Source organism: Cupriavidus sp. H18C2 (assembly GCF_049393795.1).
Lineage (GTDB): Bacteria > Pseudomonadota > Gammaproteobacteria > Burkholderiales > Burkholderiaceae > Cupriavidus > Cupriavidus pauculus_C.
The window spans coordinates 1,941,552-1,954,890 of the sequence record NZ_CP186010.1; the positions used below are offsets into that span (position 1 = coordinate 1,941,552).

General features: G+C 69.4%; 12 protein-coding genes. 11 read left to right on the forward strand and 1 reads right to left on the reverse strand.

Annotated features, from left to right (window positions below; genetic code table 11):
- Window positions 1-19: 19 nt before the first annotated feature.
- On the forward strand, window positions 20-1,171 hold the full coding sequence (gene dapE / locus EPAKOI_RS08815) for a succinyl-diaminopimelate desuccinylase (RefSeq protein ID WP_423192021.1): 1,152 nt from the start codon (window positions 20-22) through the stop codon (window positions 1,169-1,171).
- 16 nt (window positions 1,172-1,187) lie between these two features.
- On the forward strand, window positions 1,188-2,081 hold the full coding sequence (gene prmB, locus EPAKOI_RS08820) for a 50S ribosomal protein L3 N(5)-glutamine methyltransferase (RefSeq protein ID WP_423192022.1): 894 nt from the start codon (window positions 1,188-1,190) through the stop codon (window positions 2,079-2,081).
- Window positions 2,082-2,138: 57 nt separating this feature from the next.
- On the opposite strand, the gene EPAKOI_RS08825 is transcribed toward prmB, so the two are convergent.
- Window positions 2,139-2,720 carry an RcnB family protein gene (locus EPAKOI_RS08825; RefSeq protein WP_253699830.1) on the reverse strand — a complete coding sequence of 194 codons (582 nt, stop codon included), beginning with the start codon at window positions 2,718-2,720 and terminating at the stop codon, window positions 2,139-2,141.
- Between the two features lie 352 nt (window positions 2,721-3,072).
- Here EPAKOI_RS08825 and EPAKOI_RS08830 point away from each other — a divergent pair, with 352 nt between their 5' ends.
- The 9 genes from EPAKOI_RS08830 (at window position 3,073) to EPAKOI_RS08870 (ending at window position 13,322) form a co-directional block, all read left to right on the forward strand.
- Window positions 3,073-3,798 (forward strand): FadR/GntR family transcriptional regulator, encoded by a 726-nt coding sequence (locus EPAKOI_RS08830; RefSeq protein ID WP_124684132.1) that lies wholly within the window; start codon window positions 3,073-3,075, stop codon window positions 3,796-3,798.
- A complete protein-coding gene (locus tag EPAKOI_RS08835; protein WP_423192023.1) occupies window positions 3,798-4,823 on the forward strand; it encodes an L-idonate 5-dehydrogenase in 1,026 nt (341 codons plus the stop codon). The genes EPAKOI_RS08830 and EPAKOI_RS08835 overlap by 1 nt, the downstream gene beginning before the upstream one ends.
- 74 nt (window positions 4,824-4,897) lie before the next feature.
- Window positions 4,898-5,893 carry a sialic acid TRAP transporter substrate-binding protein SiaP gene (locus EPAKOI_RS08840; protein ID WP_124685097.1) on the forward strand — a complete coding sequence of 332 codons (996 nt, stop codon included), beginning with the start codon at window positions 4,898-4,900 and terminating at the stop codon, window positions 5,891-5,893.
- A 174-nt stretch (window positions 5,894-6,067) separates the two neighbouring features.
- On the forward strand, window positions 6,068-6,691 hold the full coding sequence (locus tag EPAKOI_RS08845) for a TRAP transporter small permease (protein ID WP_124684130.1): 624 nt from the start codon (window positions 6,068-6,070) through the stop codon (window positions 6,689-6,691).
- Between the two features lie 10 nt (window positions 6,692-6,701).
- Entirely contained in the window at window positions 6,702-8,105 is a 1,404-nt protein-coding gene (locus EPAKOI_RS08850) for a TRAP transporter large permease (RefSeq protein WP_423192024.1), read from the forward strand.
- A 64-nt stretch (window positions 8,106-8,169) separates the two neighbouring features.
- Window positions 8,170-8,925: an SDR family oxidoreductase gene (locus EPAKOI_RS08855; RefSeq protein ID WP_423192025.1), complete on the forward strand. Its 756-nt coding sequence runs from the start codon at window positions 8,170-8,172 to the stop codon at window positions 8,923-8,925.
- A 17-nt stretch (window positions 8,926-8,942) separates the two neighbouring features.
- On the forward strand, window positions 8,943-10,481 hold the full coding sequence (locus EPAKOI_RS08860) for a UxaA family hydrolase (protein ID WP_423192026.1): 1,539 nt from the start codon (window positions 8,943-8,945) through the stop codon (window positions 10,479-10,481).
- A gap of 28 nt (window positions 10,482-10,509) precedes the next feature.
- Window positions 10,510-11,721, forward strand: coding sequence for a D-mannonate dehydratase ManD (gene manD / locus EPAKOI_RS08865; RefSeq protein ID WP_124684126.1), 1,212 nt, complete (start codon window positions 10,510-10,512; stop codon window positions 11,719-11,721).
- Between the two features lie 65 nt (window positions 11,722-11,786).
- Entirely contained in the window at window positions 11,787-13,322 is a 1,536-nt protein-coding gene (locus tag EPAKOI_RS08870) for a mannitol dehydrogenase family protein (RefSeq protein ID WP_423192027.1), read from the forward strand.
- Window positions 13,323-13,339: the final 17 nt, after the last annotated feature.

Consider the following 13,339-nt stretch of genomic DNA (forward strand, 5'->3'; position numbering starts at 1 on the left):
TTTCCGCTCCACCTGCCCCATGAATCCGACCCTTGCCCTGACCGAAGACCTGATGCGCCGCCGCTCGGTCACCCCTGCCGACGAAGGCTGCCAGGCCGTGCTCGAAGCACGCCTGCGCGCGCTTGGCTTTACCTGCGAGAACATCGTCAGCGGCCCTGACACCTTCCGCGTGACCAACCTCTGGGCGGTGCGGCGTGGCACGCAGGGCACGGCGGGCAAGCTGCTGGCCTTTGCCGGCCATACCGACGTGGTGCCCACCGGCCCGCTGGAGCAGTGGTCGTCGGACCCGTTCGAGCCCACCCACCGCGACGGCAAGCTCTACGGGCGCGGCGCGGCCGACATGAAGACGTCGATCGCCGGCTTCGTGGTGGCCTGCGAGGAATTCGTCGCCGCCCATCCGGACCACGCCGGCTCCATCGCGTTCCTGATCACGAGCGACGAGGAAGGCCCGGCGCACGACGGCACGGTCAAGGTCGTGGAGGCCCTGGCCGCGCGCGGCGAGCGGCTGGACTACTGCGTGGTCGGCGAGCCGACCTCGGTCGACACGCTGGGCGACATGGTCAAGAACGGCCGCCGCGGGTCGCTGTCGGGCAAGCTGACGGTCAGGGGCGTGCAGGGCCATATCGCCTACCCGCACCTGGCGCGCAACCCGATCCACCTGGTCGCGCCGGCGCTGACCGCGCTAGTGGCCCAGACGTGGGACGCCGGCAACGAATACTTCCCGCCGACAACGTGGCAGATGTCGAATATCCACGCCGGCACCGGCGCCACGAACGTGATTCCGGGCCATGTGACGATCGACTTCAACTTCCGCTTCTCGACGGCCAGCACGCCGGACGGCCTGAAGCAGCGCGTGCACGCGATCCTGGACCAGCACGGGCTCGACTACACGCTGGACTGGACGCTCGGCGGCGAGCCGTTCCTGACGCCGCGCGGCGAGTTGTCGGACGCGCTGTCGGCCGCCATCGCCGCCGAGACGGGCGTGACCACCGAGCTGTCGACCACCGGCGGCACGTCCGACGGCCGCTTCATCGCCCGGATCTGCCCGCAGGTCATCGAATTCGGCCCGCCGAACGCCAGCATCCACAAGATCGACGAACACGTGGAAGTGCGCTTCATCGAGCCGCTCAAGAATGTCTACCGTGGCGTGCTCGAACGCCTGATCGCCTGATTTCCGGGGTCCGCACATGGCCAATACCTCCCCTCTCCAGACCGTCCGCGACCTGCTGCGCCTGGCCGTCTCCCGCTTCACGGCCGCCCGGCTGTCGTTCGGGCACGGCAGCGCCAACGCCTACGACGAAGCCGCCTACCTGGTGCTGCACACGCTGAACCTGCCGCTGGACACGCTGGACCCGTTCCTGGACGCCCGCCTGCTGCCCGAGGAAGTGGACGCGGTGCTCAAGGTCATCGACCGCCGCGTGACCGAGCGCGTGCCCGCCGCGTACATCACGCACGAGGCGTTCATGCACGGCCTGCGCTTCTACGTGGATTCGCGCGTGATCGTGCCGCGCAGCTTCATCGGCGAACTGCTGCAGGACGGCCTGGAGCCGTGGCTGGGCGATACGGCGCAGATCGGCCCGGTGCTGGAGCTTTGCACCGGCTCGGGCTGCCTGCCGATCATCGCGGCCCACGTCTGGCCCGCCGCCCGCATCGACGCGGTAGACATCTCGCCCGACGCGCTGGCCGTGGCCCGCCGCAACGTGGCCGACTACAAGATGGAAGACCGCATCGCGCTGTACGAGGGCGACCTCTACGCGCCGCTGCCGTCGGGGGCCACCTACGACGTGATCCTGACCAACCCGCCCTACGTCAACGAACAGTCGATGCGCGAACTGCCGGCCGAGTACCTGGCCGAGCCGCGCCTGGCGCTGGCCGGCGGCGACGACGGCATGGACATCGTGCGCCGGATCGTCGCGGGCGCCCGCAAGCGCCTGAACCCGGGCGGCGTGCTGGTCGTCGAAATCGGCAACGAACGCGCCAACGTGGAAGCGGCGTTCCCGGACCTGGACATCGTCTGGCTGTCGGTCAGCGCCGGCGACGACCAGGTGTTCCTGGTGACTTATGATGCACTGCCGGGCTGACCAGTAAAAAACGCGCCGGACCTCCGGCGCGTTTTGTCTTGCCCATCCACCGGGGGATCAGCTTCCTCCCGGCCCCACCGAGTAGATCGTCCCGTTGGACGATACCTGGTAGTAGTCGGCGCCGACGCCGACCCAGTGGTGGCCCTTGCGCGGGGCCGGCAGGTTGTAGTCCTTGTACTTGTCGATCACGTACTGGCGGTCACGGAATTCGGCGGGCAGCTTGTCCCCCTTGCTCCACTTCTTGGGCGCGTACGGCGACTGGGCGCCCATCGGCTGCGAGCCCATGGAAGGGCTGGACGACATTGCGCCCGACGGGCGGCTGCCTGGCTGGGACATGCCCTGCCCCTGCCCCTGCATGCCCTGACCCTGCCCCTGCATGCCCTGGCCTTGGGACATGCCCTGCCCCTGCGACATGCCTTGCCCCTGCGACATCCCGCTCGGCTGGCGGCCGCCCGTGGCGGGTGGCATCGGCGTGGCGGTAGGCGGCATGGCGCCAGCCTGGCCGGGAGAGGGCATCGGCCGGGGACCGGCGGGTTGCGTCTGACCGGGCACCTGTTGCTGTTGCTGGGCCTGTGCGAACGGCACGGCGAGCATGCCGGCGGCGACCAGGACGGCGGGTATTAACGTCTTCGTTTTCATCGTGATCTCCTCACAGATGGAACACGTCAGACTGCCCGCGAACCGGACAGTCCCAACCAAGCTTAGTAGCAAATGCGGGGCCCGCATAAGCACGCCAGCCGCCGCACGCGCGTTTCATCGAAAATTCCTCAACGTTTTCAACGACATAGCGAACGCCGCCCGGTAGCGGCCGGCATGGACAATCCTGCCGCCGAATGGCCCGGCCGGTAGTTTTGGGCGGCACGGCCTGCGTAAATTGAAGTGACGGCCATGCTGCGGCGCGCCACAACTTTTCCTTGAAGGGGGGACCGAAGTCGCCTAGAAATTGGTCTGACCGCTTGACCATTTGTCCGCTGCTCTGCCGGGAATCCCCATGCCGCTTCAGCAGATCGAACCGCGTCGCCTTTACCGCCAGATTGCCGACCAGTTGCGCCGGCTGATCGAGTCGGGCGAGTTTCCCGTCGGTTCGCGGCTGCCGCCCGAGCGCGATCTGGCGGTGCAGCTTGGCGTGTCGCGCCCGTCGGTGCGCGAGGCGCTGATCGCGCTGGAAGTGGAAGGACTGGTCGAGGTGCGGATGGGATCGGGCATCTATGCCTGCGCCGCCGACGCGGGCCGGCCGGCCGGCGTGGTGGCCGCCCCGCCGCTGGACGTGATTCGCGCCCGGCAGATCATCGAGGGCGAACTGGCGGCCGGCGCCGCGCGCCACTGCACCCCGCCGCTGCTGGACGCGCTGGCCGAATCGGTCGCGCTGATGGAGGAAGAAGCCGGCGGCGGCAACATTCCCGTGCGCGGCGACCGGATGTTCCACCTGCGCATTGCCGAGGTAGCCGAGAACGCCGTGCTGCTGCGGCTGGTGGCCGAGCTGTTCGACGAGCGCCACAACCCGCTGTTCGCGCAGTTCGGCAACCACTTCGAGAACGCGGAGAGCTGGGCCGCCGCCATTGCCGAGCACCGCGCCGTGATCGACGCCATCGCGCTGGGCGCCCCCGACCAGGCCCGCAGCGCGATGTGCGAGCACCTGGAGCGGTCGCACAGCCGCTTCTACGCGGCGTGGCCGGGCCACGCCAAGGACGCGAGACTGTCGACGGAGGAGTCGTGATGTCCCTGACCTGCCATATCCACGCCAGCGAGGACCTGCGCTTCTCCGACGTCGAACCGGCCGCGCCGGGCCCGCACGAGGTGCTGGTGCGGCTGGGCGCCGCCGGCATCTGCGGGTCGGACCTGCACTACTACTTCCACGGCAAGGTCGGCGCGTTCGTGATCCGCGAGTCGCTGACGCCGGGCCACGAGGCGTCCGGCATCGTCGAGGCCGTGGGCAGCGCCGTCACGCGCCTGGCGCCGGGCATGAAGGTGGCGATCAACCCGTCGCACGCGTGCGGCCAGTGCGACTACTGCCGCGCCGGCCGCGACAACCTATGCCGCCAGATGCGATTCCTGGGCAGCGCCAGCGTGTATCCGCACGTGCAGGGCATGTTCCGGCAGCACTTTCTGATGCACGAGGCGCAACTGACGCCGGTGACCGCCGATATCTCGCTGGGCGAGCTCGCGTTTGCCGAGCCGCTGTCGGTGGCGCTGCACGGCGTGCACCGCGCGGGCGACCTGCTGGGCAAGACCGTGCTGGTCACGGGCGGCGGCACCATCGGCAGCCTGGCCGTGATGGCGGCCCGGCTGGCCGGCGCGGCAAAGATCGTCGTCTGCGACATCGCGCGGCGGCCGCTGGACGTGGCGCTGTCCGTGGGTGCCGACGAGGCGATCCTGACAACCGAGGCGCCAGCCAGCGCGTGGCAGGACATTGCCGATGTCAGCCTGGAAGCGGCCGGCAGCCCGGCGGCGCTGGACACCTGCCTGGCCGCCACGCGGCGCGGCGGGCGCATCGTCCAGGTCGGCACGCTGCCGGCCGAGGGGCTGCACTTCCCCGCCAACAACATCATGGCGCGCGAACTCGACTACGTGGGCGCGTTCCGCTTCGGCCGCGAGTTCGACTGGGCCGTGCAATACCTGACCAGCCGGCGGCTCGACGTGCGCCCGCTGCTGTCCGCGCAGCTACCGCTGGCGCAGGCGGCAGAGGCGTTCCGGCTGGCCGCGGACAAGTCGCGCAGTACCAAGGTTCAGTTGACCGGGTGACGTTCCGCCCCCTCGCCGCCGACCGGCCATCCGATAAAGGCCGGCGGTATCTTCACGGATAGGAGACATTCATGATGCATCGCCGCCGTCTGTTGTCGTCCATGCTCGGTGCCGGCCTGCTGCTGGCCGCCGCCCTGACCACCCCCGCCCAGGCCCAGCAGGCCGCGCCGACCAAGCTCAAGTGGGCCCACGTCTACGAGACGTCCGAGCCATTCCACAAGTGGTCCGTGTGGGCAGCCGAAGAGATCAGGAAGCGCAGCAACGGCAAGTACCAGATCGACGTCTTCCCGGCGTCGCAGCTTGGCAAGGAGAACGACATCAACCAGGGCCTGGCGATGGGCACCGTGGACATGATCATCTCGGGCTCCAGCTTCGCGGCCAAGTCGTTCCCGCGCATCGGCGTGACCTACTACCCGTACATCTTCCGCAATCCCGACCACCTGCTGGCCTACACCCGGAGCGACATCTACAAGGAACTGACGGCCGGCTACGAGCAGAAGACGGGCAACCACATCGTGGCCACCACGTACTACGGCACGCGGCAGTCCACGTCGAACAAGCCGTTCTCGCACTGCGCCGAGATGAAGGGCCTGAAGATGCGCGTGCCCGACGTGCCGGCCTACCTGGCCATGCCGCGCGCGTGCGGCGTGAACACATCGCCCATCGCGTTCGCCGAGGTCTACCTGGCGCTGCAGAACGGCACCGTCGAGGCGCAGGAAAACCCGCTGACGACGATCGAGGCGAAGAAGTTCTACGAGGTGCAGAAGTACATCGTGCTGACGGGCCATATCGTCGACCACCTGAACACGATCATCTCCGGCGCGCTCTGGAAGAAGCTGTCCGAGCCCGAGCGCAAGATGTTTGCCGAGGTGGCGCAGGAAGCCGCCGCCAAGGCCACGGCCGACGTGGTGGCGCGCGAGAAGGAGCTGGTGGCCGTGTTCAAGCAGAAAGGCATCACGGTGACCGAGGTCAGCATCCCGGAATACCGCGACGCGGTGCTCAAGAACGTCAGCGTGGAATCCCAGGGCTACCGCAAAGCCGACTGGGAGAAGATCCAGGCGGTGAAGTAGCGCGCTATCCGGCTCCCGCCCTGGCGGGAGAGGGCTGGGGGTGAGGGCCGGTGGTTCCACGTCGGACCCGTCGCAACTTGCACCTCGACGCCCTCTCCCCCGGCCCCTCTCCCGCGCGCGGGAGAGGGGAGAAAACACTCCCGCACAGTCCCACCAACGGAACGGAGACATCCAATGGAAATGCGTTCCCAGGCCCTGCCGCCGGACCGGGATGCCCCGAGTCCGCCCGCGGGCGCCCCGCACATGACCTCGGTCGAGGAAATCGTCCAGAGCTTCGAGGAGGCCGACGCGCAGCCGGTGGACCTGTCCGGCTACGCCACTGAGGACTGGTTCACGGTGGGCCTGTTCTGGGTCATGACGATCCTGGTCTTCCTGCAGTTCTTCACGCGCTACGTGATGAACGACTCGCTGGCGTGGACGGAGGAGCTGGCCACTTACTGCCTGATCGGCGTGGTCTTCATCGGCGCGTCGATGTGCGTGCGCAAGAGCCGCCACATCCAGGTGGACCTGATCTACCGCTACCTGCCGCACGGCCCGGCGCGCGTGCTGTCGACGCTGGTCGACGTGCTGCGCACCGCGTTCCTGGGCTACGCGTGCTGGCTGGTCTGGAAGTTCATCGGCATCGTCGGCGACGAGCCCATGACCACCATCGAATGGAACAAGGGCCACGTGTACTGGATTGCGCTGGCGGGTTTCGTGCTGATGTTCGGGCGGTCGCTGCAGGTGACCGTGCAGAACTGGCGGCGCGGCTATTCGATCCTGGAGCGCCCGGCGGCGTTCGAGGCGCCGGACAACTGAGGAGCGCCGCATGTGGATCCTGATTGCATCGTTCCTGCTGCTGATGCTGGTGGGCATGCCCGTGGCCGTGTCGATGGCGCTGGCGTCGCTGTTCTACATCTGGGCCAGCGGCACCGTGCCCGACGTGATCCTGGCGCAGCGGATGATCGCCGGCGTCGAGAGCTTTCCGCTGCTGGCCGTGCCGTTCTTCATCCTGGCCGGCAACCTGATGAACGTGGCCGGCATCACCGGCCGCATCTACAACTTCGCCGTGGCGCTGGTGGGCTGGATGCGCGGCGGGCTGGGCCACGTCAACATCATCGGCTCGGTGATCTTCTCGGGCATGAGCGGCACGGCCATTGCCGACGCGGCCGGGCTGGGCACCATCGAGATCAAGGCGATGAAGGACCACGGCTACGAGACCGAGTTCGCCGTGGGCGTGACCGCCGCGTCGGCCACGCTGGGGCCCATCATCCCGCCGTCGCTGCCGTTCGTGATCTACGGGATGATGGCCAACGTGTCGATCGGCTCGCTGTTCCTGGCCGGCATCGTGCCGGGGCTGGTGCTGACGCTGTTCATGATGGCCACCGTGGCGTGGATCGCGCACCGGCGCGGCTGGGGCGGCGACACCGCATTCTCGTGGAAGCTGCTGGGCGCGGCCACCGTGGAGATCGTGGTGGTGCTGGCGTTCCCGATGGCGATCTGGCTGGCCGTGTCGGCCGGCATGTCGACCAACATGGCCGCGATGATCGCGCTGGTGGTGCTGCTGGCGCTGGACTGGTACTTCGACTTCTCGGCCGTGATGGCGCTGATGGCGCCCGTGATCCTGATCGGCGGCATGACGCTGGGCTGGTTCACGCCCACCGAGGCCGCCGTGGCCGCCGTGATCTGGGCGCTGTTCCTGGGCCTGGTGCGCTACCGGTCGATGACGCTGCGGGCGCTGGCCAAGGCCACGCTCGACACGATCGAGACCACCGCGTCGGTGCTGTTCATCGTCACGGCGGCGTCGATCTTCGCCTGGCTGCTGACCACCAGCCAGGCCGCCCAGGCGCTGGCCGACGCCATCCTGTCCTTCACCCAGAACAAGTGGGTGTTCCTGCTGCTGGCCAACGTGCTGATCCTGATCGTCGGCTGCTTCATCGACACCACGGCCGCCATCACGATCCTGGTGCCGATCCTGCTGCCCATCGTGCTCAAGCTTGGCGTCGACCCCATCCACTTCGGCCTGATCATGACGCTGAACCTGATGATCGGCCTGCTGCACCCGCCGCTGGGCATGGTGCTGTTCGTGCTGGCGCGCGTGGCCAGGCTGTCGGTGGAGCGCACCACGGTGGCCATCCTGCCGTGGCTGGCGCCGCTGTTCCTGACACTGATCGCCATCACCTACGTGCCGCAGATCGTGATGTGGCTGCCCAACCTCGTCGGCGGCAAGTGACGGCACGCGCCGCCCCCGCCTTTGTTCGTTTGTCCGATAACGACCCGCACCCAAGGAGCCATCCATGTCGCAACGACTCGCCGGCAAGATCGCGCTGGTCACCGCCGCCGGCCAGGGCATCGGCCGCGCCACGGCCGAGGCGTTCCTGCGCGAAGGCGCGCAGGTGCACGCCGCCGACATCAACCCCGAGACGCTGGCGGCGCTGGCCGCGCTGCCGGGCTGCCAGGCCCGCCGGCTGGACGTGACCGATGGCGGCGCCGTCGAGGCCGCCGCGCGCGAGATCGGCCGCATCGACGTGCTGTTCAACGGCGCCGGCTTTGTCCATCACGGCTCGATCCTGGACTGCGACGACGCCGCCTTCGACTTCTCGATGAACCTGAACGTGCGCGCGATGTACCGGATGATGCGGGCGTTCCTGCCGGCGATGCTCGACGCGGGCGGCGGGTCGATCATCAACATGGCGTCGGTGGCCAGCAGCATCAAGGGCGCGCCGAACCGGTTCGTCTACGGTGCGTCCAAGGCGGCCGTGATCGGCATGACCAAGGCCGTGGCGGCCGATTTCATCACGCGCGGCATCCGCTGCAACGCCATCTGCCCCGGCACCGTGGAATCGCCGTCGCTGCGCCAGCGCATCAGCCAGCAGGCCGCCGCCGCCGGCAAGACGCTGGCCCAGGTAGAGGCCGACTTCATCGCGCGCCAGCCGATGGGCCGCATCGGCACCGCCGCCGAGGTCGCCGCGCTGGCCGTCTACCTGGCGTCCGACGAATCGGCGTTCACCACCGGCACCGCGCAGGTCATCGACGGCGGCTGGTCCAACTGACCCCGACGGAGCGCCGCATGTCCGCACCGGCAGTCATCCGCATCCATCCCGCCGACGACATCGTTATTGCATGCCGCCAGCTGCTGCCCGGCACGGTGCTGCGCGACGAAGGCGTGACCGTGGCGAGCCTCGTCCCCCCGGGCCACAAGGTGGCCGTGCGCGCCATTGCCGAGGGCGCGCCCGTGCGGCGCTACAACCAGGTGATCGGCTTTGCGCGGCAGGCCATCGCGCCGGGCCAGCACGTGCACACCCACAACCTGGCGATGGGCGATGTCTCGCGCGACCCGGCGTCCGGCAGCGACGTGCGCGACACCCCGCTGGCCACCGAGGCGCTGACCTTCGACGGCATCGTGCGGGCCGACGGCCGCGTGGCCACGCGCAACTACATCGGCATCCTGACGTCGGTGAACTGCTCGGCCACCGTGGCGCGCGCCATCGCCGACCATTTCCGGCGCGACATCCACCCCGAGGCGCTGGCGCCCTACCCCAACGTCGATGGCGTGGTGGCGCTGACCCACGGCGCCGGCTGCGCCACCGACAGCGAGGGCGAGAACCTGCGCGTGCTGCGCCGCACGCTGGCCGGCTACGCACGCCATCCGAACTTTGCGGCGGTGCTGGTGGTGGGCCTGGGCTGCGAGACGAACCAGATCGACGGGCTGCTGGCCGAGCCCGGCCTGGCGGCGCTGGCCAACGGCGCGCGGCTGCACAGCTTCAACATCCAGGACACGGGCGGCACCGCGCGCACCGTGGCGCGTGGCGTGGACGTGGTGCGCGGGCTGCTGGCCGATGCCAACCGCGTGGCGCGCCAGCCGGTGCCGGCCAGCCACATCGTCGTGGGGCTGCAGTGCGGCGGGTCGGATGGCTACTCGGGCATCACGGCCAACCCGGCGCTGGGCGCCGCCGTCGACCTGCTGGTGGCGCAGGGCGGCACCGCCATCCTGTCCGAGACGCCCGAGATCTACGGCGCCGAGCACCTGCTGACACGGCGCGCCGTGTCGCCGGCCGTGGCCGAGCGCCTGCTGGCCCGCATCCGCTGGTGGGAAGCCTATACGGCCCGCCACGCGGGCAACATGGACAACAACCCGTCGGCCGGCAACAAGGCCGGCGGGCTGACCACGATCCTGGAAAAGTCGCTCGGCGCCGTGACCAAGAGCGGCACCACCAACCTCGTGGAGGTCTACGAATTCGCGCAGCCCGTGCAGGCGCGCGGACTGGTCTTCATGGACACGCCCGGCTACGACCCGGTCTCGGCCACGGGCCAGGTGGCCGGCGGCGCCAACCTGATCTGCTTCACGACCGGGCGCGGGTCCGCCTACGGCTGCGCGCCGGCGCCGTCGCTGAAGCTGTCGACCAATACCGCGCTGTGGCAGCGGCAGGCCGAAGACATCGACATCAACTGCGGCGACATCCTGGACGGCGACGCGACGATTGCCGACAAGGGCGCCGCCATTTTCCGGCTGATGCTGGACACCGCGTCGGGCCGCCAGACGCGCAGCGAGCAGCACGGCTACGGGCAGAACGAGTTCGTGCCGTGGGCGCTGGGCGCCGTGATGTGACAACCCGCTGGACTTCCGGAGACCCTGCATGAAGATCACCAACGCGCGCGTCATCGTCTGCTGCCCGGGGCGCAACTTTGTCACGCTCAAGATCGAGACCGACGAAGGGCTGACCGGCATCGGCGACGCCACGCTCAACGGCCGCGAACTGGCCGTCGTCAGCTACCTGGAGGACCACGTCATCCCGTGCCTGATCGGCCGCGACCCGCACCAGACCGAGGACATCTGGCAGTACCTGTACCGCGGTGCCTACTGGCGGCGCGGCCCGGTGACGATGAGCGCCATCGCCGCCGTGGACACCGCGCTCTGGGACATCAAGGCCAAGGCCGCCAACCTGCCGCTGTACCAGTTGCTGGGCGGCAAGAGCCGCACCGGCGTGATGGTCTACGGCCATGCCAACGGCAGCGACATCGGCCACACGGTGGAAGAAGTGCTGCGCTACAAGGAGATGGGCTACAAGGCCATCCGTGCGCAGTCGGGCGTGCCGGGGCTCAACAAGGTCTATGGCGTGTCCGGCGACCGGCTGTTCTACGAGCCGGCCGACGCGAGCCTGCCGTCCGAGCACGACTGGAGCACCGAGCGCTACCTCGATCACACGCCGAAGCTGTTCGACAAGGTGCGCGACGCCGTGGGCCCGGACATCCACCTGCTGCACGACGTCCACCACCGGCTGACGCCGATCGAGGCGGGCCGGCTGGGCAAGTCGCTGGAGCCGTTCCGGCTGTTCTGGATCGAGGACGCCACGCCGGCCGAGGACCAGCGCGCGTTCCGGCTGATCCGCCAGCACACGGTCACGCCGCTGGCCGTGGGCGAGGTCTTCAACAGCATCTGGGACTGCCGCACGCTGATCGAGGAACAGTTGATCGACTATATTCGTGCGACGGTGGTGCACGCCGGCGGCATCACCCATTTGCGCCGGATTGCCGACTTTGCGGCGATGTACCAGGTGCGCACCGGCTGCCACGGCGCCACGGACCTGTCGCCGGCCTGCATGGGCGCGGCGCTGCACTTCGACATCTGGGTGCCCAACTTCGGCATCCAGGAGTACATGCGCCACACCGAGGAGACCGACGCCGTGTTCCCGCACGCGTACACGTTCGCGGACGGCATGATGTACCCCGGCGATGCGCCGGGCCATGGCGTCGACATCGACGAGGCGCTGGCGGCCCGCTACCCGTACCAGCGCGCCTACCTGCCCGTGAACCGGCTGGCCCACGACGGCACGCTGTGGCACTGGTAGCGCGGGGCACCGGCGCAGGCGGACAGGCGGACAAACGGGCAGGCCGACAAACAACGGAGACCGTGATGAGCGATATCGAACAGTTGCCCCGCCTGCACCCGGGCCGGCTCGCGGCCCTGCCGGCCGCCGTGCGCCGCCCCGGCTATCCGCGTGACCGGCTGCGCGCCGGCATCGTCCACCTGGGCATCGGCGCGTTCCATCGCGGCCACCAGGCCGAGATCACCGAGGCAGCCATCGAGGCGGCCGGCGAGGACGGTCTGCGCTGGGGCATCGTGGGCGTGTCGCTGCGCCGGCCCGACACGCGCGACGCGCTCAAGCCGCAGGACAGCCTGTATACGCTGGCGCTGCGCAGCGCCACGGCGCAGACGCTGCAGGTGGTGGGCGCCGTGCTGGACGTGCTGGTGGCCGAGGAAGACCCCGAGGTCGTGCTGGACCGTATCGCGCACCGCGACACCCACATCGTCAGCCTGACCGTCACCGAGAAAGGCTACTGCCACGACCCGGCCACCGGCGAGCTGAACCGCCAGGACCGTGGCATCGTCGAGGACCTGTCCGGCGCCACCCATCCGGTCACCGCCATCGGCTACCTGGCGCGTGGGCTGGCACGGCGGATGGAGCGCGGGCTGGGGCCCGTGACGCTGCTGTCGTGCGACAACCTGGCCGCCAATGGCGACACGCTGCGCCGCGTGCTGCTGGCCTTCTGCGCGCAGATGGACCCGGCGCTGCACGACTGGGTGGCCGCGCGCTGCCCGTTTCCGAACACGATGGTGGATCGCATCGTGCCGCGCACCACCCCCGACGACGTCGCGCAGGTGTCCGGCGCGCTGGGCCTGTACGACGCCTGGCCCGTGGTCGGCGAGCCGTTCTTCCAGTGGGTGATCGAGGACCGCTTTGCGGCTGGCCGTCCGCAGTGGGAAGCCGGCGGCGCGCAGTTCGTGGCCGAGGCGCGGCCGTTCGAGGTGCTCAAGCACCGGCTGGTCAACGGCAGCCAGTCGATGATGGCCTACATGGGCGTGCTGGCCGGCTGGCCCACCACCGACCGCGTGATCGCCCAGCCGGCCGTGCACACGTTCATCGCCGACACCATGGCGCGCGAGACCCAGCCCACGCTGCCGCCGCTGCCCGGGCTCGACGTGGACGCCTACCGCGCCAGCCTGCTGCCACGCTTTACCAACCCGGCGCTGGGTCATCGCACGCGCCAGATCGCCATGGATGGCTCGCAGAAGATTCCGCAGCGGCTGCTGGCGCCGATCCGCGACCGCCTGGCCGCCGGCCAGCCGTTTCCGCGCCTGGCGCTGGGCGTGGCCGCGTGGCTGCACTTCCTGCGCGGCTACGACGAAGCCGGCAACGCCTTCCCGATCGAAGACCCGCTGGCCCCGGCGCTGGCCGACGCGATGGCCCGCGCCGCGCGCGAGACCGAAAAACTGTTCGATCCCCGCACACGCGAACAGGCGCGCGTGCGGATCATCGCCGGCTTTGCGCCGGTGTTTGGCGACCTTGCGCAGTCGCCGGTCTTTGTCGACACCGTGGCCGCGCAGCTGGAAATGCTGTGCGCGTACGGCGTGACGGGCGCGCTGGGGCGCATCAACGGCGCGGCCTAGTTCCAGCGGCGGCGCGG